Here is a 21,647-nt window from a genome sequence, read left to right as displayed (position 1 = left end):
AATACAAATACACTTATAGAATATATTCAAATCACGTAGTAAAATTACAACAAATTAACAGATTAATATATAATACATAAATGTTTTATTTGGTGATTTCGATATTTATTACTTAGTTATAGCGCAAATTATTTCTAATATTTTTGAATTATAATACTAGAGCAAACTTGCGCCCAATCCCGCAATCGCTTGGGAAAGGCATCAAGTTTCATGGATGAAGATGAGGGGATGCGGGCTTTTAATGCCGCGTGGGGTCGCAAGACGGGTGATATAGCCGCACTCCCTCCCGACACTATGCGGCAAAGACAGCGCAACGTGCCTTCCGCCAATTCGCGCCCGGCGAATCCGGTTAGAGGCAGGCCACCGAGGTGGGAATTATTGCCTGTCGTTCGATAGACCAGCGGGGAAAGTCATCATAGTCCCCAACATTGCCTCGATCGCATCCGCCTGCACCGGGCGGCTGAAGTAATAACCCTGACCATAGGGGCAGCCGGCAGCGCGCAGAAACGCTGCCTGCTCGCCGGTCTCGACGCCCTCGGCAATGACATCGATGCCCAGAGACCCCGCAAGCTGGATCATGATGGAGACGATGGCGCTGTCCTTGGTTTTTTCCGGCAGATGGGTGAGGAACGACCGATCTATCTTCATGCACGACAGGGGGAAGGTCTTGAGCATGCCGAGACAGGAATAACCAATGCCGAAATCATCCAGTGCCAGGCTGACGCCCATCTCCTTGATGACGCGCATGATCCGCACGGATGTTTCCACATCCTGAATGATGAGGGTTTCGGTGATCTCAATTTCCAACAGAGACGGTGCAAGGCCGGATTGCGTGAGCGCAGACCTGATCTGCTCCACAAGGCCGCCCTGAAATTGCCTGGGTGAAATATTGACCGCCATTTTGACGGGCGGCAGCCCGGCATTGCACCATGCCTGCGCCTGAAGACAGGCTTTCTTCAGAACGCTTTCCCCAAGTTCCACGATCAGGCCGGTTTCTTCCGCAAGGCCGATGAATTCCGCGGGGCCGAGCAGACCTTCCACCGGGTGCTGCCAGCGCACCAGCGCCTCCACGCCGCTGATGCGACCGGTCAGAAGGTCGACCTGCGGCTGATAGTGTAGAACGAATTCGTCCCTTTCCACCGCCTTGCGCAATTCCTCGATGCGGGTGAACTTCTTTCTCAGATCATCCGCCATGCGCGGCGTGAAGGTTGCAATGCCATCTCGCCCGCTATGCTTGGCCTCATACATCGCAAGATCGGCCGCAGCGACAATTTCCGCCGTGGTTTCCCCGTGCTCCGGGAAAAATGCCATGCCAATGCTGCATGTGACCTTGATATCGTAGTTGCCAAGGCGCAGCGGCTGCGAGACCGCAGCCCGGATATGTTGCAGGCGGCTTTCGAAATCGTCCTTGTGCTTATGCAGGATGATGACGAACTCATCCCCGCCCACCCGCAGCACCAGATCGTTTCGACCGAGACTGCGCGAGATGCGCTCAGCCGTTTTGGACAACAAAGCATCGCCAACGCTGTGGCCGAGCGTATCGTTGATCTGCTTGAAATTATCGAGATCAAGAAAGCCGATGCCGACATGCCGCTTCGCTTTTGCCGATGCTGCCAGTATCTCCGGCAGTCTCGTATCCAGAAAGCGGCGATTGGGCAGCCGTGTCAGCATGTCGTGATCGGCAAGAAACGCGATATGTTCCGCCGCCCGTTTGCGATCGATCGCAAGACCCGCCATGCGCGCGGCGGCGGCGATGAACTCCAGAAGCCCCGCATCCGGTGTGCGGCCCGCCAACATGCACCAGACGAAACCGTGCGCATTGCCTTCGCTGGCGGGAATATCGAAACTGAAGGCCACATTACCGGCGGGATAGGTCAGGCTTTCGGGATCGCTGACGCTGGAGATGAGTGCTGTCACCCCCGCATTCTGTGCAAGCGCAGGTGAGGCATAGACCGAGGGTTCGCCGGCCGCGGCATCGAATACGCGAACAGCGCAGGCAAGACCCGTAGCGAGGTTTTCGATGGCTTTCACGAATTCTTCGAGAAAATCCTCGATACGCGCCGCCCCAACAATCATTTCGAGAATATGCGCCTGCGCCTGAAGCAGTCGCTCCGAGGCCTTCTTCTGGGTAATATCCCTGGATGCACCAACCACACCGATGATCGCGCCGTTCTTGTCCTTAAGCGGCACGCGCGACATCATCAGCCAGCGGTCGATATCGCCGCGCATTGCGCGTTCCTCAAAACCGAGATCCGGCTCTCCCGTGCGCATCACCCGCGCCTCGGTCTCTGGAATGCCGGCACGCTGCGCCGCATCGCCGTTAATATCGTAGTCGGTGAGACCGATCAGTTCCTCGACTGTGTCGAAGCCGTTTTCGGTGACGATGGCACGGTTGGCGAAGAGAAAGCGGCCTTCCAGGTCCTTGGCATAGATGAAATCCGGCACATGATCGATCATCGCTTCAAGCAGCGCATGCCGGTCGGATGGCGGCGCATCGGACTTCGTCCGCGGCGGCCGGTTCTGCAAGCGTGACTTCGGGCCTTTGGAACGCAACTATCCGCCTCGTTACTGTATAAGGAAGCAGAATAGTAGGATTATACATATTATATAAATATGAACGACGGCGGGGGATTGAAGCGAAATGGCGCGACAAATACCGCGCGATCAGATTGTCGGGAAAGGCAAAACCTCTCCTGCAACATACCGGCCTTGAGCCGGCATTGAGCCACGGCGCATCTGCGCCGTGAAGCAAGCTTTTCCCATTCAATACTTCATAGCACTGAACCGTGAGCTGCAGGACTTCGTAGTCAATCTCATGAGCTGCAACGGCTGCAGCGTTTGACTGCAACCGTCAATTGCTTATCCATCACACGACAGGTGTGGGGAGCTCTTTACCGGCAAAATGCGCGTCGAGATTGGCGAGAACCAGATCGGCCATGGCGCGCCGGGTCTGGTGCGTGCCACTGCCGACATGCGGCGCGAGCGTGACGTTTTCGAAGGCGAAAAGCGCCTCCGGCACACGTGGCTCATCCTCAAAGACGTCAAGCGCTGCGCCACCGATCGTGCCACTCGAAAGCGCCTCGACCAGTGCCTTTTCATCCACCAGCGAACCACGCGCCACGTTGACGAGCACACCCTGGGGACCGAGAGCCTTCAGCACATCCGCATTGACGATATGGCGCGTTTCGGCGGTGGCGGCGGCGGCAATGATCAGCACGTCGCAATTGGCGGCCAGCGCTTCGATGCTGTCATGATAATCATAGGGAACATCGCGACGGTTTCTGGCGGTGTAGGAAATGCGCGCATCAAAGCCTTCCAGCCTTTTGGCGATCGCCTGACCGATGCGGCCAAGGCCAAAAATGCCGTAGCGGCGGCCGGCCACACGGGTGGAAAGACCCATATCACCCTTCAGCCATTGCCCCGTGCGCACATGCTGGTCAGCCTGCGGCAGCTTGCGCGCCTGCGCCAGAACAAGTCCGAGCGCGAGGTCAGCGACATCCGCCGTCAGAACATCCGGTGTGTTGGAAACGCGGAAACCGCGTCGCTTGGCTTCCGCCAGATCCACCTTGTCGAAACCGACGCCGTTGATGGCGACGATCTCGAGACTGGGGAGTGCGGTGCCGATATCCGCCGGCAGGCCGATATGGCCACCGGTGACGACGCCGCGGATTGCAGCACCCTTTTTAGAAAGGAACGCCGCCTTGTCTTCGGCCTCAAACAGGCGATGAACAGTGAAGCGTTGCGCGAGTTCTTCTTCCAGTGCCGGGATCAGCGGGCACAGTTGTACGATTTCAGTAGTCATGGATATGTCCTTGTGATCAGGCGCTATTTCACATCGGCCTTGACGAATTGCCGGAGTTCCGGTGTTTGCGGATTGGCGAAGAGTTCTGCCGAGTGGCCCTGTTCCCAGATCTTGCCCTTGTGCATGAAGATGGTTTCGGTCGCCACACGGCGTGCAAAGGCCATTTCATGGGTAACGAGGATCATGGTCATGCCGCCCTTGGCGAGGTTTTCCATGACCGTCAGCACTTCCTCCGTCAGTTCGGGATCGAGTGCAGAGGTGACCTCGTCGAACAGCATCACCTTCGGCCGCATGGCAAGCGAGCGGGCAATCGCCACGCGCTGCTGCTGGCCGCCGGAAAGCTGGTCGGGATAGGAATCGAATTTCTCCGACAGGCCGACGAGTTGCAGAACCTCGCGGGCAATGTCCTTCGTTTCCGACTTTGCCACGTCCTTGACGATGCGCGGAGCGAGCATGATGTTTTCGCCGACCGTCAGGTGCGGGAAAAGATTGTAGCTCTGGAACACGATACCGACATCGGTGCGCAGCTTGCGCAGCGCTGTGGCATCTCCCCCCAGCGCATGGCCGGCGATTTCGATGCGGCCCGAATTGATCTTCTCCAACCCGTTCATGCAGCGCAGCAGCGTGCTCTTGCCCGAGCCGGAGCGGCCGATGAGGGCGAAAACTTCACCACGGCCGACCGTCAGCGACACGCCTTTGAGGACTTCCAGAGCGCCAAAGCTCTTGTGAACGTTTTCAACGATTACTTCCGGCATGAAGCCTCCTTTCCAGCCAACGCGATAGCTGGGACAACGGGTAGCAGACGATGAAATAAAGCACGGCCACCGCGACGAAGACGCGGAACGGCTGGAACGTGGCATTGTTGATAAGCTGCCCCGCTCTCGCCAGTTCGACGAAACCGATGATCGATGCGATGGACGTATTCTTGACGACCTGAACGGCAAAACCGACGGTCGGCGGCAGGGAAATGCGGATCGCCTGCGGCAGGATGACGTAGCGATATTGCTGGGCGCGGGTGAGAGCCAGCGACTCCGACGCTTCCCATTGCTGCTTCGGCACCGCCTGGATGCAGCCGCGCCAGATTTCGGCGAGATAACCCGACGTATAGATCGTCATCGATGCGCCGGCAGCAATCAGTGGTGGCAGTTCAAGTCCGGCAAGGCTTAGGCCGTAATAGGACAGGAACAGGATCATCAGCACCGGAATGCCCTGGATGACCTGGATATAGGTGCCGGCAGCGATACGCAGCGCCTTCAGATCCGAGGTGCGGGCAAGCGCCACGAAGAAACCGACGATGCCGCCGCCGATGAGCGCAATGATCGTCAGAAGCACGGTCCATTGCAGGGCGGTGAGCAGGAAGCCGAACTCGTTCCAGCCGAAAGTTCTGAGTGTCATGACTGCACCTCCGGCAAGGCGGTCATCGTCTTGCGCGCCACGCGGCGGCCGAACAGCCACATGCCGACAAGGGCAAGGATGAGCCGCAGGCTGAGCGCCAGCGCAAGATAGATGAGCGTGACGACGATATAGACCTCGAAGGAGCGATAGGTCTGCGATTCCACGAAGGCAGCGGCGGCCGCAAGCTCATGGGTGGAGATGGCCGAACATATGCTCGATGCCAGCATCATCAGCACGAACTGGCTGCACAGCGACGGATAGACCTTGGCGATGGCAGGCACGATGATGACGTGACGATAGATCTGATATTTGGTGAAGCCCAGAGCCTCGCCTGCCTCGATCTGCGACTTGTGCACCGCCTCGATGCCGGCGCGGATGATTTCCGTGGAATAGGCGGCAAGATTGATCGTCATGCCGATCAGCGCTGCCGTATCGGCTCCAACGCGAAAGCCGAGCCCCGGCAGACCGAAATAGACGATGAAAAGCTGCACCAGAAATGGCGTGTTACGGATCACCTCAACATAGCCGTCCACGATGATGCGGACGATGCCGCCATTGATGGAACGCAGCGAGGCTAAAAGAATGCCGAACGCGCAACCGAGCACGATGGAGAGGACCGATAGCTTGATCGTCAGCCATATGCCGCTCAACAATTCGTTCTGATATTGGGCAAGCGCGCCGAATTGAAATGTATAGGACATGCGTCACTCCGTGGACATTTCCCGGCCCGCCGGAATTTCTCCCGGCGGGCGCGTTGAATGGCTCAATCAGAAGCTAGGCAGTTGCGGCAGCGGACGGCCGGTCCACTTAACCGAGATGCGGTCGAGATCGCCCGACATCTTCATGAGATAGATGGAGGTGTTCAGCCACTGACGCAGCTCGAAATCCTCAATCTTCGTCGCCATGGAATTGCCCTGCTGGAAGAAGGTGAAACCGACCTGCAGACCGGCTTCCGGACGCTGCTTGATGATCGCCTCACCCACCGTGGACGGCAGGGCGACGGCATCCACCTGACCGGCAAGCAGAGCCTGGGCGCTGGTGGAATCGTCTTCGTAGACGACGATTTCGAGACCTTCGACATTGGCCTTGCGCAGCGCGGTTTCCTGCGAGGAACCGCGATTGACCGAAACACGCTTGCCCTTGAGGCTATCAAGATTTTCGAATTTCTGGTCCTTGCCGGAGATGATGTCCATGTTGAAGGCGCTGTAGGGCTGCGTGAACATGACGGTCTTGGCGCGTTCACCGGTCGGGGCGAGCGTCGCGACAAGGAAATCGACCTTGCCGGTCTGGAGCGCCGGAATACGTGCTGGCGGCGTCAGCGGCACCAGTTCGACCGGCAGCGACAGGTAAGAGCCGATCAGATTGGCGACATCAACGTCGTATCCAGAAGGATTGCCCTTCTCGTCCACCATACCCATCGGCGGCGCGCCGGTGAGAACGCCGATCTTGACCTTGCCGCGCGCGGTGATCTCGCTGAGCGAGACGGCATGGGCCGAGGTGGTGGCGGCAAGCGTTGCTGCGGCAACACCGACTGCGACGGTCATGTTCTTCAAAAATCTGGAAATGCTCATGGTTTCTCCTCCAACCCTTTATTTGCCGTCCGCACGGGAACAGCGGCCTTTGCGCAAACCGAAAAATGTTCTCGATAACATTTCAACCCGATTTGCAAAAAACTCCTCCCAAGAAGATGCGAAGATCCAAAACCATTAGAATTCCCTATAAAATTCAATGATTTTGGCTGGTTATCGATTTTCCTCTGGTCGACACCATTTCGCGTTCTTGGCAGGATCAATAATGCATGTTATCGGTATCATTGCAAGTCCGATCTACAGAACTGTTGCATCGGGCATTAATTCGGGAGGGAACCATGTATACACGCTCGGCAATTTTTGAAGGCAAGATCCACGCCGGTCGGGAGGAGGAGTTTTTCCGCATCGTCGAGGAAAAGCTTCTGCCGGTCTGGAAACGCATGCCGAACGCGCAGGCCGTGCGCGTCATGCGCACAGAGCGTACGGACCCGGACGCGGCGGCCATCATTATGGTGCAGGAAATCGACTATCCGTCGATTGAGGCTGTGGAAGAAGCGCTGGTTTCGCCGGTCAGACTGGAAGGCCGGGTGCTGACGGACGAGATGATGAGCATGTGCGACGGGCGCTTTTATCACCTCGTCTACCGTCGCATCGCATAAATCCGGTGCACGCCGCACCGATCTGCAATCATGCGGCGTGCTTTCCCTTGATATCTTCGTGTATGTCTTGTCCTGAACCGGTTCTAATTCAGGGAGACATGCTTTGGTGGAGCGCACGCCCTTGGCCGCAGCGTTAGTCACGTCAAAAAAAGCAACCATGAGCGACGTCTCGAAACTCGCGGGCGTCTCCAAGATGACCGTTTCGCGGGTGCTGGCCGATCCGGCGCTGGTGTCTGAGGACACGCGCCAGAAGGTGATGAAGGCCATCGAGAAGCTTGGCTATGTGCCTGACCGGATCGCCGGTTCGCTGTCTTCCCGGCGCACCAATTTCATCACCGCCATCCTGCCGACGCTCACCAACTCCAACTTCGCCGACAGCGCACAGGGGCTCGCCAATGCTCTGCGGGCGGCCGACTACCAACTGCTGATCGGCTATACCATGTACGATCTCCAGGAGGAGGAGCGCGTCATCCGCACCATGATGGAGCGCCGGCCAGACGCCATAGTCGTTGCCGGAACGGTGCATACCAAGATGGCGAGCGAAGTTTTGATGCGCGCCGGCATCCCGATTGTGGAAATCTGGGACGTGCCCGAACATCCCATCGACCACGCGGTCGGCTTTTCCAACTATGAAGTGGGAAGAAACGCCGCCAAATATTTAATATCGCTTGGATTTAAGAGAATTGGCGCACTGGGATCGCGTGCGGATGGCGACGTGAAGGACTGGCGCGGCGAAAGCCGTCTGCTCGGTTTTGGTGCTGCACTTCGCGAAGCCGGGATTGCCGACGACCTCATCATCCGCGAGGGCAGCGCCCCAGTCTCCTACGACCATGGGGCCAAAACGCTCGGCTCATTGCTGGCGAAGGCGCCGGATGTCGAAGGTATTTTCGCGGTCTCCGATATTTCCGCTGTTGGCGCACTGATGGAGTGTCATCGTCGCGGCATTCGCGTGCCCGAACAGATTTCCATCCTCGGCTTCGGCGATTTCGACATCGGCCGGCAATGTTATCCGGCGATTTCAACGATCCGTGTAGACGCCCAGATGATCGGCCGCAAAGCGGGCGAATTGCTGCTTTCCATATTGGAAGCAGAAAAAGGCGCTGCCGTTCCCGAAGGTGCGCGGGTGGATGTCGGGTTCGAGTTGATCGTCAGGGAGACAACGAAGCGGGTGGGCGGGTGAGGAGTTTCCTCCCTCATCCCTGTGCTGGTCACAGGGATGAGGTAAGTACGGTGTATCGTCCTTATCGAGCGCCCCAAGTGTCCGTCAGACGATATCCTTCCGGCCATGGATCCGAAGGATCGAGCATGTGCTGGTGAATGCCGGTGATCCAGCCGCGGCCGGAAATTTCCGGCAGGATGGCCGGGCGGTCGCCCACCGTTGTCGTTCCCAGAATGCGCCCGGTAAAGGTGGAGCCGATGAGCGACACGGCCGTCAGCGTTTGGCCTTCTTTCATCTCACCGCGTGCATGCAGCACCGCCATGCGCGCCGAAAGCGCCGTACCGGTCGGTGAGCGATCCACCTTGCCGGGCTGGATGGCGACGGCGGCGCCTGCCCTCAGGCCCTCAGCGGTGCGCTCCACCTTGCCCGCAAATAGGCAGAAGGAAAAATGACGCCAATCGGGGTTTTCGGGATGCTCGAAACCAAGAGCCTTGTTGGCGGCATTGGTGATGCGCACGCCGAGACGGGCAATCTCGTGCGCTTCATCCGGCTTCAGGCTGAAGCCCATCGCCTCGGCGTCGACGATGACGAAACTGTCGCCGCCATAGGCCGTATCCACCTTCAACGTACCGAGACCCTCGACCTCAAGCTCTACATCGAGCTTCGCGGCAAAGCTCGGCAGGTTCTGCACGAAAATGCGTTCGGCCTTGCCATTGCGGCATTCGGCACGCACCCTCACAAGCCCGCCCGGCGCTTCAAGCAGCATATGGGTTTCAGGCTCCTGCATTGGCACGATACCGCCATCCAGAAGCACGGTGGAAACGCAGATGGAGTTGGAGCCCGACATGGGCGGGGTATCTTCCGGCTCCATGATAATGAAGGCAGCATCCGCGTCAGGATGTTTTGGCGGCACCAGAAGATTGACGTGGCGGAACACGCCACCGCGCGGCTCGTTGAGCACGAAATTGCGCAGGGTCTCATCGCGGGCGATGAAACGGCTCTGTTCCCAGATCGTCTCGCCCGGCGGCGGCCTGACGCCGCCCACGATCACATCACCCACCTCGCCTTCCGCATGGGCGGAGATGACGTGAACTGTCTTGATACTGCGCATTTAGTGCTCCTCAGGATAGCCAGGATGGAAGACGGGAAATAGCACGACCGGTCAGTGCGCTTTCAACACAGTCGGCAAGGCTGCCGAAACGCACCGCGCGGCCGCTGAGGCCAGGACCGTAGTGGGCGTACTTGCCCGAATTGGTCATCAGCGCGCGCGTCCTGGTCGGAAAGACCGGTTCGGAAATCGAGCACCAGCACAGATCAGGTAGTACCTGGACGCCACTGTCATGCAGGCTTTGCAGGGTGCCGTCCCGTTCTGCTGCGTCGATGACCTGCTGTCCGGCAGTGACGATGACGGCAACATTTGCATGACGCCTGCGTCCGTTGAAGGCGGACGCCAGCGCGCGGCACTCCTCCAGCGAGGCATGCGGGCTGCCGATGGCAACCAGTTGCACATCCTCTGGTCCCTCATTCAGAAGCGACCAGCCTGCGGCCATATCAGCAAGCGAAACTGTGACAGTTTCCGCCGTTTCGACCGGCTCCAGTCCCGCTTCCGGGGTGACGCCACCGATATGCAGCATGGGAGCCGCAGACGTGGTGCCGAAAGCGGCGCAGAGCGCCTTCAGATCATCCCGCGAAGGCTTTGCTGCACCAAGACCGCGCAGAAGCGGAATGCAATCGGGGGCTGCCTTGCCAGCGAGATAACCGATGAGCGGCCAGAAGGCGTCATTGATATCCTCAGGCAAAGCGACATCGACAATGCGTTGCGGTCGGCGGTTTTCCTCAAGATAGACGCCGGACAATGGCGCCCTGCCCGTCAAGGCAATGCAGAGATCGAGAAAATCCGGATGTTTAGCCGTGCGTGCGCCGAGAACCGTATTTGCGAAAATCACTGCATTCGATTCGGCCCAGGCGATCATGTCGCCGGCCTGCGGCGCGCTGTCGAGCAGATATGGCGAACAGGTGAAGGTGGGGCGACAGCCCATGCGTACATAGGCATCTGCCAGCCTTGCGGCGGGATCGCCGAAATCCTCCGGCACGCCCTGCGCGCGCCAATGCGCCTTGTCCACCGAGATGGCGTTCATGGTCGTCGGCACGCGCACGCTTGCGCCCATCTCCGCCATCTTCTCCGCAAAGGTGAGATTGGCGGGGCTCGCATAAATGCAGCCGTCAATATGACCCTGCGTGACATCAACGAGCGCTGACGCCCCCTGCTGGGCGGCCATGGCGACAATGATGCGCATGGCCTGCTGCACGGCAATGCCGTCGCCGCCCTCGAGCATTGCCCTGTCGTCATTCTTGAGATCGAGATGCGTCGTCGCAGGCGGCGCGATCGCGAGGGAAACGCCGTCAGCCTCAATGGTATTTTCATCGATACGCACATGAGAGGCTTGGGAGAGCCGCGCGAAATTCTCCGCGTCCAGGCGCAGGACCGGCAAAGGCTTGCCGAACATTTCCGAAGCGATCAGCGCGCCGAGCGTCAGCACGTCTTCGGCCTCGCAGAAGACAAGCGCTGAGGGTGCGCGGCCCGTCAGGATGAGATCGAGCAAAACGCCAGAACCGGTGCAGGAGCCACGGCTTGACGGCATGAACAGCACACCGCCGGTGAGACAGACGCCGTGCAGCGGGTGGTGCACGTCAATCACCTTGCCGGTGGCGGGATCGACACCGCCCCAGAAACTCAGCGCCTCAGTCGTGGCGATCACCACGCCTTCAGCCGCGCCCGGCAGGATGCTGCGCGCCTGAGGAACGGCTGTTGCCGAACCGGAAGAAGACATCGAAAATCTCCCCAAGAACATTTCCAGTAAAAGTGCGTAGCGGTTTTACGTCTGGAAAATGCGTAAAAAAAACCAGAGAATTTTTGCGTTTCCGAGAAAAGCCAAAATTCTCTAGAAACGTTGTGGCGAAAATGCCCTTGTATCGATGGCGGGTTTTTGCCCCGTCAGTAGATCGGCGACGATGCGGGCCGTGCCGGCCGATTGCGTCAGCCCCAGATGGCCGTGACCGAAAGCATAGACCACCCGCGCCGTGTGGCGCGCCGCACCAATCGCCGGCAGGCTGTCGGGCAGCGACGGGCGAAAACCCATCCATTGCTTGCCGCCTTCGGTTTTCAGGCCTGGCAGAAAACTTGCCGCCTTGGCGAGAAGCGCCTCGGAGCGGGCGAAATTGGCCGGAAGCTCGATCCCGCCCAGCTCCACTGCACCGCCGACGCGAATGCCGGTCGAAAGCCGCGTGACAACGAAACCATGACCGCCGAAGGTCACCTGCGTGCGCAGATCGAAGGCACCGGACGGCAAGGTGGTATTATACCCCCGTTCCGTTTCCAGCGGAATTTTTTCCCCAAGCGAACGGGCAATGCGATGCGAAAATGCGCCCGCCGCAAGCACCACCTTGCCGGCCTTGCGGGTGCGCCCGTCATGGCTCACCACTTCCACACCGTCTTCCAGCGGCCTGAGCGCTGCGATGTCGAGACGTTCGATACGACCGCCGATGCTGCGGAAATGCTCGGCAAGAGCCAGCGTATAGAGCTTTGGATCGGCGATGGAATGCCAGCCGGGCGTAAAGGTGCCGCAGGTGAAACGCGGTGCGATGCCCGGCTGTATCTCGGCCATCTGCTCGGCATTGAGGTGCCGGAACTCGATGCCATGACGCTCGCGCGCCTTCCAGCCGGCAAGCGAGCCTTCGAATTCGGCTTCGCTTTCATAGACCTGGAGATTGCCCTCCTTGCGCAGCATGGCAATCGTGTCGGTTCTCCTGAGAAACGGCTCAAGTTCAGATTTCGACAGGTCCATCAGCGCCGTCTGGGCGGCGGTGGAATGTTCAACCTTCGAGGCGGCACAGGCGCGCCAGAACCGGAACATCCATGGTGCAATCTTCAGCGCATAGGCAGGCGGTACGCTGAGCGGCCCGAGCGGGTCGAGAAGCCACTTCGGCGCTTTCCAGAGAATGCCGGGGGATGCGAGCGGCAGGATATCGGTGAAGGCGAAGGCACCGGCGTTACCGGCGGAAGCGCCGGCCGCCGGGCCTTCGCGATCGATAACCGTGACCGAAAGGCCGCGTCCCTGCGCGGCAATAGCTGCCGAGAGGCCGACAACGCCGGCCCCTATGACGATGACATTGTTTGCAGACATTACCGCACGCTCGACAGGAATTTCTGCGTCTCGGGGTGCTGCGGCGCGCCGAAAAGCTGATCCGGCGTGCCGATTTCCGCCATCACGCCCTGATGGAAAAAGGCGACACGGTTCGACACATCGCGGGCGAAGGCCATTTCATGGGTGACGCAGATCATCGTCATGCCCTCGTCGGCCAGCATTTTCAGCGTATCGAGCACTTCGCCCACCAGCATCGGATCGAGCGCTGAGGTGACTTCGTCGAACAGCATATATTCCGGCGACATGGCAAGAGCGCGGGCAATCGCCATACGCTGCTGCTGACCGCCAGACATGCGGTTCGGATAGACCTTCAGCTTTTCGGCAAGACCGACATGGGTCAGTTGCTTGACCGCGATTTCCTCGGCCTGCTCTTTCGAAATGCCAAGCACCTTGCGCGGCGCCAGCATGACGTTTTCGAGCACCGTCAGATGCGGAAAGGCGTTCCATTGCTGGAAGACGATGCCGACCTTGCGACGCAGCTTGTTGAGGTCGGTCGATTTGGCATGCACCTCGGTGCCGTCGATGACGATCTTGCCGCTATCGATCGGCTCCAGGCCGTTGATGCAGGTCAGCAGTGTCGACTTGCCGGAGCCGGAACCACCGATGATAGTGACGACCTCGCCGTTGTTGACGGTCAGGTTGATCCCTTTCAGAACCTCCAGCGGGCCGAAGGATTTGCGGACGTTTTCGATCTCAATCATTGGGGGACCACCGTCTTTCGAGATACCCGCCGAAACGGGCGATGGGGAAGCTGATAAGGAAATAGATGGCGCCGCAGATCATGAGAATGGTCAGCGGTTCCTGCAGGCGGGTGACGAGGATCTGCGAGGCACGCAGAAGCTCGATAAGTCCGAGCCACAGCACCAGCGCCGAATCCTTCATGACGCCGAGTGTCAGGCCGATCCAGGCGGGCAACGACACGCGAGTTGCAAGCGGCAGCACGATGTAGCGCATGTCCTGCGACCAGGTCATGCCGAGCGAACGGCAGGCACGGCGCGTGTTCGACGGCACCGCTTCGATGCCGCCACGCACGATCTCGGTGCAGTAGGCCGCCGTATAAAGCGACAGAACCACGCATGAGGTGGTAAATGGCGGCCAGCCGAGCTTGGCGATCGACTGGAAGGCATTGCCAAGCACCAGCTGGATGAGGAGCGGCACGGAGCGGAAAACATCCAGCACGAAGGTCAGCGGCAGCGACCAATAGGCCCCGAGCTGGAAGCGGATGACACCGAAGATGATACCCATGAGGGTGCCAGCCGTCACGGCAACGGCGGTGACGGCAAGCGTCATCCCCGCGCCCTTGGCAAGGAAGGCAAGATCACTCCAGGTGAGAGCGGTTTCAAACATGGCGCACCTCTCTCAGTAACGAAACAGACGAGCGGCCAGCAATCTGGCGGCAAGCGTGACGATCTTGGCGATCACGTAATAGATGACCGCGGCAAGCGCGAAGAATTCGAAGGTGCGGAACGAACGGGCGTTCAAGGCCTGCGTGACACCGGCAAGATCCGTATTCATGCCGACGGTGACACCGAGCGAGGTCATCAAGATCGCCCAGACCATCTGGTTGGTGGCAGGCAGGAAGGCGACGCGCAGCATCTGCGGCATGATGATGAGGCGGAAGGTCTGCATCGACGTCATGCCGAGCGAACGGCCGGAGCGCGTTTGCGTATCCGGTATCGCCTTCAGCGCTCCACGGAAGTTCTCCGCAAGATAGCCCGCATTGTTGAAGGCGATGCCGGCCAGAAGCGCCGTATAGGGGCTGAGATGAATGCCGAAATTGCCAAGGCCGAAATGGGCCATGTAAATCTGGAACAGCGCCGGCGTGTTGCGGGCGATTTCCACCCAGACGGCGGCAATGGCACCCAATACCCGGTTACCGGAAAGCCGGAACAGGGTCAGCACGATGGCGCAGGAAAGACCGATCACCATCGACAGGATCGCGATCTGCAGCGTCACCACCGCACCGTCCAGCAGCTGCGGCAAAGCCTTCAGCGCCTGATTCCAGTGGAATGTATAATTGAACATAACCGTCTCACCTTTTCAGAAACGATCAACGGCGCGATCGATCCGACCGCGCCGTTTGGGAAAAGTTCCGATCAGCGATAGACGCCGTTGACGGTGAGCGAAGGAACTTCGCCGCCAACCCATTTTCCGTAGAGTTCGGCGTAACGGCCGGTGCGAACCTGCTGGTTGATGAACAGGTTCAGGTAGTTGATGAAGCCATATTCATCGCGGTTGGTGAAGAGAGCGACATAATCGATGTCATAGGGTGCCTTGCCGACGACCGAGATGCCGGCAAATTTGCCGGTCTTGACGTTGGCCTGTGCAACGGTCGAGGTCGAAACGGTGGCGTCGATCTGGCCCTGGCTGAGCGCGAGGAACACATCGGCCTGCGTCTGGTAAGGACGGAACTCGCCCACGCCCCATTCCTTGACGGTCTTTTCGAGCGCAATGGCTTCGAACGTACCGGCAGTCGCGCCGACGGTCTTGCCCTTCATGTCCTCAAAGGATTTGACGCCGGACTTGTCGTTGGCGGTGACTGCCATTTCGAAGGCGAAGTAAGGCACGGTCATGCCAACCGTCTTGGCGCGCTCAAGCGTATCGGACGTGGAGGCAACGCCAACATCGACGCGGCCGGACATCAGCGCCGGAATACGTTCCGGGAAAGGTGTCTCGACGATTTCAGCCGTGACGCCGAGCGCCTTGGCGAGATCGTTGCAATAATCGACATCGAAGCCGATCGGGTTGTTGGCGTCATCACGCGCGCCCATGGGCGGGAAGTCGAGCACGACCGCACAGCGCAGCGTACCGGACGAAATGATGTCGTCAAGCTTGTCGGCCTTGGCCGGAGTAATAGCGAAAGTGGCGGCCAGCAGGCCGGCGACGATGACCGATTTTTTCATTGTTGATTTGCTCCCAGAATTGCTCTGCCATTGAAGGCGAGGTCACTATTTCCCCATGGAGGCGATAAATCAACATAAAAATACAATGAGTATACAAAAAGAATTTTTGCAGCAGCGAACAGTGCTACGGGAGCGAGCTTGCAATTCGGGACCGAAGAGCACGTGAAAATGGCGCCCTGGGTGGACAAGTCTGCCCTACTCTCATCCCGGCGCTTGTGGCAGGAATGGGCACCGGACGCAGAATGCCGAAAAGACGAGTTGCAATAGAATAACCGTTGTATACTTTATGTATTCAAAATGTGCGAGCCCAATATCGGAGGATTATGATGAGCGACAACACCACATTGACCATCGACGGGCTTTTTCAGCGGGTCGAAGCGATTTTCCGCAAGGCGGGTCTCAATGCCGTGCAGGCGGGAGCGCTTGCGCGGGTTATTGTTGCCGGTGAGCGCGACGCCTGCAAATCGCACGGCATCTACCGCATCGAAGGCGCCCTGCGCACCGTCAAGGCAGGCAAGGTTAAGCCCGATGCGATGCCGGAGGTGGCCGATGACGACGGCACAGCGATCGTGAAAGTCAGCGCCAATGGCGGTTTTGCCAATCCCGCTTTCGAGCTTGGCCTGCCTGTTCTGGTGGAGCGGGCGAAACGCACCGGCATCGCCGCGCTCGTCATCAATGATTGCACGCATTTCTCGGCGCTCTGGCCGGAAGTCGAGGGGCTGACAGCGAACGGTCTAGCGGGTCTGGTCATGTGCCCGAGCTATTCCACCGTCGCCCCCACTGGCGGAACCAAGCCGCTGCTCGGCACCAACCCCTTCGCCTTCGGCTGGCCCCGTAAGAACACTTCACCCTATGTCTTTGATTTTGCGACATCTGTTGCGGCGCGCGGCGAGATAGAACTGCACCGTCGCGCAGGCAAATCTTTGCCTGAAGGCTGGGCCGTGGACGCCGACGGAAACCCGACGACCGACCCGGAGGCTGCGCTTGCCGGCGCCATGCTTCCGTTCGGCGGCCACAAGGGTTCGGCCATCGGCACCATGATCGAGCTTCTCGCGGGTATCATGATCGGTGACCTGACAAGCCCTGAAGTACTGGAGTATCTCGGCACCACAACGCTTGCGCCCTTCCATGGCGAGCTGATCGTCGCCTTTTCCCCGGAAGCCTTTGCTAAGGGCCGTCCGGGCGATCCTTTCCATCGGGCGGAAATCCTGTTCGACGCCATTATCGGCCAGGGAGCCCGCCTGCCCTCCGGTCGCCGCTTCACTGCACGCGCCAAATCGGAAAGCGAAGGCATTACCTTGACCGCCGCCGAAATCGCCGGTCTCGACCGGCTGCTGGAACAGGGGATGGACGCCGTCTCCTGACATCAGTCCTTCGTCATGCGAACCCAATCAGGCATGACGAAGGATATCTATCGAACCTCATAAAACGAAAAAAAGGCCCGCAAATGCGGGCCTTTTTCACTGCAGAAAGTAATCAGGCAGCCTTGCAGGCCTGCACCGCACCCGGAAGCTTGCTCCAGTCGGCGTACCAGCTGTTGAACAGCTTGAACTGCGCCTCGACATAACCGCGCTGGCTGTCGCTGAGGGCATCGGTCTCGTTGAAGTGCAGCGTATATTCCTTGTCGCCCTTCAGCACCATCATGTGCTTGAAGTAGAGAACCAGATCCGGGCCTTCATCGAAGGAGGAGAGGACGGCGAGCGCCTGCTCCAGTTCCAGCGCGCGGGCGCGGGCGTCCGCATCGCCCATGGCGGCGGCCTGCGACAGCTTGCAGAGATGAATGACTTCCTTCGGCAGGACATTGCCGATGCCCGTGATCGCGCCGGTTGCGCCGCAATTGACGAAGCCGTGGACAACGGCAGTATCGACGCCGATCATCAGGGTGACTTCATCATCGCGGCTGGTGATGTTTTCAGCAGCGTAACGCATATCCGCCGGACCACCGAATTCCTTGAAGCCCACGAGGTTCTTGTGTTCCGCACGCAGCGCGAAGAAGAGATCTGCACGGGTGGCGAAACCGTAATAGGGGCTGTTGTAGATGACAGCAGGCGTTTCGGGAGCGGCCGCAAGGATGGCCTTGAAATGCGCCTTCTGGGCAGCGATGACCGAGCCGCGCGAAAGAACACGCGGGATAACCATCAGGCCCTTTGCGCCAACCTTCTGGGCATGGGCGGCGTGCGCAACGGCAGATGCCGTGTTGACCGCGCCGGTGCCGACGATGACCGGAATGCCGGCTTTTACCAGACGTTCCACACCTTCCATGCGCTGCTCATCGGAAAGAAGCGGCCAGTCGCCCATGGAACCGCAATACACGACGGCAGACATGCCATTGGCGATCAGCTCTTTGCCCTTGCGGACAAGCGCGTCGAAATCGGGGGTGCGATCATCTTTGCAGGGGGTCATCAAGGCGGGAATCACGCCGGAAAAAATGCTGGCCGTCATTACTAGCTCCTAAGGGACAGTTTTTCGGGAATGGACGCACCTCCGCGCCACCCTTTCAACAAGGACATTACAATCTTGTATTTTATTTGTCGACAAGAAATCGACAAGCTACAGATTTATTTCCAGCCGCTCATTGCGCACCAGTAGTTTCTGCACCTGCTGCACGATCTGTTCGGCATGCTCGCGGGCCAGTTTCTCGGACAGAACGGTGTCGCGCGCGGCAATCGCCGCGATGATCGCATCGTGATCATCGACGAAACGTTTCGGCAGGCGATCATCATAGGACTGGTAATACAGCCGCAAGATGCGCCGTCCCTCATCCAGCAGACGCTTGAACAGACTGGTGAAATAGGGGTTGCGCCCGGCTTCGGCGATGGAAAGGTGCAGGGCCGCATTGGTGGAAATCATCGCCAGCGCGTCTTGCTCTTCCACCGCAATGGCAAACTCCGCATTATGGGCGCGGATGCCGGCCAGATCTTCCGGACGGTGATATTGGGCAGCAAGCTGGGTCGTCACCCGGTACATCAGCACCAGCGCATCGAAATAGGTATGCATATTGAGGAAATCGATGTTCGACACCATGGTCGAACGGTTCGGCAGCGTATCGATCAGCCCCTCGCCCGAGAGCCGCACCAGCGCTTCGCGAATGGGGGTGCGCGACATCTTGAACCGCTCGGCAAGCTGCACCTCATCGATTGGACTACCCGGCGGCAGAACCAGATCGAGAATCTCGTCGCGCAGCAGATCGTAGACCATCTTCACGCCGGAGCCACGCTTACGCTCGGCAGAAGCAATTATATCCGTCATAACCAAATCCCTCTTGTCGACATAAAGAGTACTATTATATTTTTTCCATATCAACGCCGCGTTGCAGCACCTGCCCTTCGAATGGCGGAATAATTGTTCAAAAACAACAAAAAGCCGTCACGAAAATTACCCGCGACGGCTTCAATAATTCAATTTGTGACATAGCTGCTTTTTTACGAAGCACCGCTTCGAGGTAGGGACCTCAGTTACGCAGGCCGGTGGCCACGACGGAAATCTTGAAAGCGCCGTCCAGCGTCGGATCGAAGGACGCGCCCATCACCACATCGGTCTCTTCGCTGACTGCCTCGCGCACAAGCGTCATCGCCTCGTCGATCTCGTAAAGCGTCAGGTCGTTGCCGCCGGAAATCGACACAAGCGCGCCGCGGGCCTCCTTCAGCGACGGTTCACCGAGCAGCGGGTTGGCGATGGCGGCTGCTGCCGCTTCCGAAGCGCGTTTTGGACCCTTGGCCTGCGCCGTACCCATAAGCGCGCGTCCGCCATTCTTCATGACGTAACGCACATCGGCGAAGTCGAGATTGACCAGGCCTTCGCGCAGGATGAGATCGGTAATGCAGCGCACGCCGAGGGACAGGACCTTGTCCGCCGTCTTCAGGGCGCTTTCAAAGGTCGTGCCGGCATCCGCAATACGCAGCAGGTTCTGGTTGGGAATGACGATGACGGTATCGGCGGTATTAAGCAGATTGGCGAAACCATATTCGGCAGCACGCATGCGGCGCGCGCCCTCGAAGCTGAACGGCAGGGTGACGACACCGACGGTCAAGATATTCTTCGCACGGCACGCTTCCGCGATGACGGGCGCAGCACCGGTGCCGGTACCGCCGCCCATACCGGCGGTGATGAAGCACATGTCGTAACCGTTGAGGTGATCCATGATCTCGTCAAGCGAATCGATTGCCGCCTGCCGGCCAACCTCCGGATCAGCCCCGGCACCCAGCCCGCCTGTGAGTTCGGAGCTGAGTTGCACGAGCCTTGGCGCGTTGGTTTTCTTCAGCGCCTGCGCATCCGTATTGGCGGCGATGAAATCAACGCCGCCGATGCCCTCGTCGATCATGTTGTTGATCGCGTTTCCGCCGCCGCCACCGACGCCGATAACAGCGATATTGGGCGTATTGCGGGCGATTGGAGCGCGCGGAGACTGGGTCATCGTCTTATTCTCTTTCTAAACTCATAGGGTCTCGCGCCGTTTTTTAACCGCGGCACGCGAATGATCGGCAACGTTCCTGCATGTCCTTCCTGGCGCGTGAAGGACGCTGTAACGCTTTGAATTTGCATGCAAGCCTTTGCCCCGCTTGCGGCTAAAGGCTTGTGCTCCAGGGGCGAAAGATGCGCTACGGCGACTGTCTCCGACCCCTTCCCCGGATGAAAACCAAACCGAATCAACTGCTTCGCTATCTAGAGGTGATAGCCGAAAAGCCAGTCCGTTTACACTGTATTCACCATGTTTATCTCACTTTGGAACGAGTTGCTTCGGCAGGTGTTTGCCTTCCGACCGCGCTAAAGCGCATGGAATGGAGGCAGTCATATGTCCGCATACATCCTGCAAAACGAACCGGGTTTCCGCACGGAACAACCGCGTGTGCTGATCGTGGAGGACGAATTTCTCATCGCCATGGATATCGAAGATTCCATTATGCAGGCGGAAGAGGAAGCTGACGTCATCGGCATCGCCAACCGGCTGGATCAGGCCGTGGCACTCGGCAGCCGCGCAGATATTGCCTTTGTCGACGTCAATCTCGCCGACGGCCAGACCGGCCCGGAGATCGGGAGGCGGCTTTCGCAGGATCACGGCGTCGTGGTGATCTTCATGACGGCAAATCCGGAAGTGGTGGTCAATCTCGGTATCGGCGCAGGCGTTATCGTAAAACCTGTGCCGCAGGACGCCGTGGAGCAGTGCCTTTCTTACGCACTTGCCAAGCGCGCGGGCACGCGGGCGGTTACGCCCATCGGCATGATGGCTTTCGACTGAACCATTGTCGTGGAGATAAAAAGCGGGTTGCCTGAAAACGCCGCCCGGCGCTGAAAACAAAAAAGCCTGCCGCGGGAGGAGGTGCGGCAGGCTTCTTGAAAGATTGAACAGCGATATGGGAGGAGGAAACCGCTGTCCCCGGGGCAATCCTTGGGAGGAGGAGTAGGATCACCCGCATTACCGAAAGGATGTGGGAGGAGGTACATCCGTTTCGATGATTTGAAGATATCATTTTTTTCTGCATTTCACAGACACAAGCTTGCACCTCAGACATGCATCAAACGCATGGCGATTTTTCCAACGCGAAACATCAATGCAACAGGCTGATTTTCGCCTTTGCATGGTATGCCCCGTGGGAGACACAAGCGTCGACGGTTCGCCAAAAACAAAAACGCCCGCGAAGCGGGCGTTTAGTCATTCAAAAGCGGCAATAGCTGCCTGATTACTTGCCGACGGCGGCGCGGGCAACGCTGTTGATCTGGCTACGGTCGATACCGAGATCGTGCAGTTCGCGGCTGCTCATGCGGCCCAGTTCATTGACGGTCTGACGATACTTGCGCCAGTTATTAAAGCTGCGTGCTACGTTCATGACATTACCCTTTCAAGGTGTTGGCGACGTCAGTAACGTTTCGTTCCGGCGTCCTTTGATGTCCCTTATATGCGCCTTGTCGGGACCAAAGAACAGACAGAATAAGGCAGGCCACCCATGCGCTGAATGCAAGGGTCATCCTCCGAGGGGCGCGGAAAAACAGAAGTATG

Annotated in this window: 21 protein-coding genes; 4 read left to right on the top strand and 17 right to left on the bottom strand. The window is 58.7% G+C overall.

Translation table 11 applies throughout. The features are described from left to right. Positions 1–375: 375 nt before the first annotated feature. The 6 genes from ACQZ45_RS15370 to ACQZ45_RS15345 form a co-directional block, all read right to left on the bottom strand. Positions 376–2,526: a putative bifunctional diguanylate cyclase/phosphodiesterase gene (locus ACQZ45_RS15370; protein ID WP_448742374.1), complete on the bottom strand. Its 2,151-nt coding sequence runs from the start codon at positions 2,524–2,526 to the stop codon at positions 376–378. Positions 2,527–2,866: 340 nt separating this feature from the next. Beyond that, positions 2,867–3,802 (bottom strand): 2-hydroxyacid dehydrogenase, encoded by a 936-nt coding sequence (locus tag ACQZ45_RS15365; protein WP_065688576.1) that lies wholly within the window; start codon positions 3,800–3,802, stop codon positions 2,867–2,869. 23 nt (positions 3,803–3,825) lie between these two features. Next, complete coding sequence (locus ACQZ45_RS15360) at positions 3,826–4,557, bottom strand: amino acid ABC transporter ATP-binding protein (RefSeq protein ID WP_065688575.1); 732 nt, start codon at positions 4,555–4,557, stop codon at positions 3,826–3,828. Continuing rightward, on the bottom strand, positions 4,538–5,197 hold the full coding sequence (locus tag ACQZ45_RS15355) for an amino acid ABC transporter permease (protein ID WP_025594916.1): 660 nt from the start codon (positions 5,195–5,197) through the stop codon (positions 4,538–4,540). The genes ACQZ45_RS15360 and ACQZ45_RS15355 overlap by 20 nt, the downstream gene beginning before the upstream one ends. Further along, complete coding sequence (locus tag ACQZ45_RS15350; RefSeq protein ID WP_004431329.1) at positions 5,194–5,898, bottom strand: amino acid ABC transporter permease; 705 nt, start codon at positions 5,896–5,898, stop codon at positions 5,194–5,196. Before ACQZ45_RS15350 ends, ACQZ45_RS15355 begins: the two co-directional genes overlap by 4 nt. A 66-nt stretch (positions 5,899–5,964) precedes the next feature. Then, the gene (locus tag ACQZ45_RS15345; protein WP_004431321.1) at positions 5,965–6,768 is read right to left on the bottom strand and encodes a transporter substrate-binding domain-containing protein; all 804 of its coding nucleotides are present in this window, start codon (positions 6,766–6,768) and stop codon (positions 5,965–5,967) included. 296 nt (positions 6,769–7,064) lie between these two features. On the opposite strand from ACQZ45_RS15345, the gene ACQZ45_RS15340 reads away from it, so the two are divergent. Next, entirely contained in the window at positions 7,065–7,385 is a 321-nt protein-coding gene (locus ACQZ45_RS15340; RefSeq protein WP_004431319.1) for a hypothetical protein, read from the top strand. A 157-nt stretch (positions 7,386–7,542) separates the two neighbouring features. Then, positions 7,543–8,565: a LacI family DNA-binding transcriptional regulator gene (locus tag ACQZ45_RS15335; protein ID WP_019566709.1), complete on the top strand. Its 1,023-nt coding sequence runs from the start codon at positions 7,543–7,545 to the stop codon at positions 8,563–8,565. Positions 8,566–8,626: 61 nt separating this feature from the next. On the opposite strand, the gene ACQZ45_RS15330 is transcribed toward ACQZ45_RS15335, so the two are convergent. From ACQZ45_RS15330 to ACQZ45_RS15300, 7 genes are all read right to left on the bottom strand, one after another. Further along, positions 8,627–9,655, bottom strand: a complete 1,029-nt coding sequence (locus ACQZ45_RS15330; protein WP_065688573.1) for a trans-3-hydroxy-L-proline dehydratase — start codon at positions 9,653–9,655, stop codon at positions 8,627–8,629. Positions 9,656–9,665: 10 nt separating this feature from the next. Further along, complete coding sequence (gene lhpI, locus ACQZ45_RS15325; RefSeq protein WP_065688572.1) at positions 9,666–11,375, bottom strand: cis-3-hydroxy-L-proline dehydratase; 1,710 nt, start codon at positions 11,373–11,375, stop codon at positions 9,666–9,668. Between the two features lie 111 nt (positions 11,376–11,486). Beyond that, entirely contained in the window at positions 11,487–12,728 is a 1,242-nt protein-coding gene (locus ACQZ45_RS15320) for an NAD(P)/FAD-dependent oxidoreductase (RefSeq protein WP_065688571.1), read from the bottom strand. Continuing rightward, positions 12,728–13,450, bottom strand: coding sequence for an amino acid ABC transporter ATP-binding protein (locus ACQZ45_RS15315; RefSeq protein WP_004431309.1), 723 nt, complete (start codon positions 13,448–13,450; stop codon positions 12,728–12,730). The genes ACQZ45_RS15320 and ACQZ45_RS15315 overlap by 1 nt, the downstream gene beginning before the upstream one ends. After that, a complete protein-coding gene (locus tag ACQZ45_RS15310; protein WP_004431304.1) occupies positions 13,443–14,096 on the bottom strand; it encodes an amino acid ABC transporter permease in 654 nt (217 codons plus the stop codon). Before ACQZ45_RS15310 ends, ACQZ45_RS15315 begins: the two co-directional genes overlap by 8 nt. A 12-nt stretch (positions 14,097–14,108) precedes the next feature. Continuing rightward, positions 14,109–14,774 carry an amino acid ABC transporter permease gene (locus tag ACQZ45_RS15305; RefSeq protein WP_065688570.1) on the bottom strand — a complete coding sequence of 222 codons (666 nt, stop codon included), beginning with the start codon at positions 14,772–14,774 and terminating at the stop codon, positions 14,109–14,111. 71 nt (positions 14,775–14,845) lie between these two features. Beyond that, a complete protein-coding gene (locus ACQZ45_RS15300) occupies positions 14,846–15,652 on the bottom strand; it encodes an ABC transporter substrate-binding protein (protein WP_013761084.1) in 807 nt (268 codons plus the stop codon). A gap of 326 nt (positions 15,653–15,978) precedes the next feature. On the opposite strand from ACQZ45_RS15300, the gene ACQZ45_RS15295 reads away from it, so the two are divergent. Next, positions 15,979–17,016, top strand: a complete 1,038-nt coding sequence (locus ACQZ45_RS15295) for an Ldh family oxidoreductase (protein WP_065688569.1) — start codon at positions 15,979–15,981, stop codon at positions 17,014–17,016. Between the two features lie 112 nt (positions 17,017–17,128). On the opposite strand, the gene ACQZ45_RS15290 is transcribed toward ACQZ45_RS15295, so the two are convergent. The 3 genes from ACQZ45_RS15290 to ftsZ form a co-directional block, all read right to left on the bottom strand. Continuing rightward, positions 17,129–18,094 carry a dihydrodipicolinate synthase family protein gene (locus ACQZ45_RS15290; RefSeq protein ID WP_065688568.1) on the bottom strand — a complete coding sequence of 322 codons (966 nt, stop codon included), beginning with the start codon at positions 18,092–18,094 and terminating at the stop codon, positions 17,129–17,131. A gap of 108 nt (positions 18,095–18,202) precedes the next feature. Beyond that, positions 18,203–18,901 (bottom strand): GntR family transcriptional regulator, encoded by a 699-nt coding sequence (locus ACQZ45_RS15285; RefSeq protein WP_004431295.1) that lies wholly within the window; start codon positions 18,899–18,901, stop codon positions 18,203–18,205. Between the two features lie 202 nt (positions 18,902–19,103). After that, entirely contained in the window at positions 19,104–20,066 is a 963-nt protein-coding gene (gene ftsZ, locus ACQZ45_RS15280) for a cell division protein FtsZ (protein ID WP_019566702.1), read from the bottom strand. Between the two features lie 378 nt (positions 20,067–20,444). Here ftsZ and ACQZ45_RS15275 point away from each other — a divergent pair, with 378 nt between their 5' ends. Then, the gene (locus tag ACQZ45_RS15275; protein WP_004431292.1) at positions 20,445–20,888 is read left to right on the top strand and encodes a response regulator; all 444 of its coding nucleotides are present in this window, start codon (positions 20,445–20,447) and stop codon (positions 20,886–20,888) included. A gap of 442 nt (positions 20,889–21,330) precedes the next feature. On the opposite strand, the gene ACQZ45_RS15270 is transcribed toward ACQZ45_RS15275, so the two are convergent. Beyond that, entirely contained in the window at positions 21,331–21,477 is a 147-nt protein-coding gene (locus ACQZ45_RS15270) for a DUF1127 domain-containing protein (RefSeq protein WP_004431290.1), read from the bottom strand. Positions 21,478–21,647: the final 170 nt, after the last annotated feature.

Source organism: Agrobacterium sp. 16-2014-1-2a, from assembly GCF_053522705.1.
Note: the sequence above shows the minus strand (reverse complement) of the source record. Positions and strands in the feature narration are given on the sequence as shown.

What these genes read in the sequence shown, in the direction of transcription:
- ACQZ45_RS15365 (WP_065688576.1), bottom strand. Translation starts at nt 3,802, where the DNA reads ATGACTACTGAAATCGTACAACTGTGCCCGCTGATCCCGGCACTGGAA.
- ACQZ45_RS15360 (WP_065688575.1), bottom strand. Translation starts at nt 4,557, where the DNA reads ATGCCGGAAGTAATCGTTGAAAACGTTCACAAGAGCTTTGGCGCTCTG.
- ACQZ45_RS15355 (WP_025594916.1), bottom strand. Translation starts at nt 5,197, where the DNA reads ATGACACTCAGAACTTTCGGCTGGAACGAGTTCGGCTTCCTGCTCACC.
- ACQZ45_RS15350 (WP_004431329.1), bottom strand. Translation starts at nt 5,898, where the DNA reads ATGTCCTATACATTTCAATTCGGCGCGCTTGCCCAATATCAGAACGAA.
- ACQZ45_RS15345 (WP_004431321.1), bottom strand. Translation starts at nt 6,768, where the DNA reads ATGAGCATTTCCAGATTTTTGAAGAACATGACCGTCGCAGTCGGTGTT.
- ACQZ45_RS15340 (WP_004431319.1), top strand. Translation starts at nt 7,065, where the DNA reads ATGTATACACGCTCGGCAATTTTTGAAGGCAAGATCCACGCCGGTCGG.
- ACQZ45_RS15335 (WP_019566709.1), top strand. Translation starts at nt 7,543, where the DNA reads ATGAGCGACGTCTCGAAACTCGCGGGCGTCTCCAAGATGACCGTTTCG.
- ACQZ45_RS15330 (WP_065688573.1), bottom strand. Translation starts at nt 9,655, where the DNA reads ATGCGCAGTATCAAGACAGTTCACGTCATCTCCGCCCATGCGGAAGGC.
- lhpI (WP_065688572.1), bottom strand. Translation starts at nt 11,375, where the DNA reads ATGTCTTCTTCCGGTTCGGCAACAGCCGTTCCTCAGGCGCGCAGCATC.
- ACQZ45_RS15320 (WP_065688571.1), bottom strand. Translation starts at nt 12,728, where the DNA reads ATGTCTGCAAACAATGTCATCGTCATAGGGGCCGGCGTTGTCGGCCTC.
- ACQZ45_RS15315 (WP_004431309.1), bottom strand. Translation starts at nt 13,450, where the DNA reads ATGATTGAGATCGAAAACGTCCGCAAATCCTTCGGCCCGCTGGAGGTT.
- ACQZ45_RS15310 (WP_004431304.1), bottom strand. Translation starts at nt 14,096, where the DNA reads ATGTTTGAAACCGCTCTCACCTGGAGTGATCTTGCCTTCCTTGCCAAG.
- ACQZ45_RS15305 (WP_065688570.1), bottom strand. Translation starts at nt 14,774, where the DNA reads ATGTTCAATTATACATTCCACTGGAATCAGGCGCTGAAGGCTTTGCCG.
- ACQZ45_RS15300 (WP_013761084.1), bottom strand. Translation starts at nt 15,652, where the DNA reads ATGAAAAAATCGGTCATCGTCGCCGGCCTGCTGGCCGCCACTTTCGCT.
- ACQZ45_RS15295 (WP_065688569.1), top strand. Translation starts at nt 15,979, where the DNA reads ATGAGCGACAACACCACATTGACCATCGACGGGCTTTTTCAGCGGGTC.
- ACQZ45_RS15290 (WP_065688568.1), bottom strand. Translation starts at nt 18,094, where the DNA reads ATGACGGCCAGCATTTTTTCCGGCGTGATTCCCGCCTTGATGACCCCC.
- ACQZ45_RS15285 (WP_004431295.1), bottom strand. Translation starts at nt 18,901, where the DNA reads ATGACGGATATAATTGCTTCTGCCGAGCGTAAGCGTGGCTCCGGCGTG.
- ftsZ (WP_019566702.1), bottom strand. Translation starts at nt 20,066, where the DNA reads ATGACCCAGTCTCCGCGCGCTCCAATCGCCCGCAATACGCCCAATATC.
- ACQZ45_RS15275 (WP_004431292.1), top strand. Translation starts at nt 20,445, where the DNA reads ATGTCCGCATACATCCTGCAAAACGAACCGGGTTTCCGCACGGAACAA.
- ACQZ45_RS15270 (WP_004431290.1), bottom strand. Translation starts at nt 21,477, where the DNA reads ATGAACGTAGCACGCAGCTTTAATAACTGGCGCAAGTATCGTCAGACC.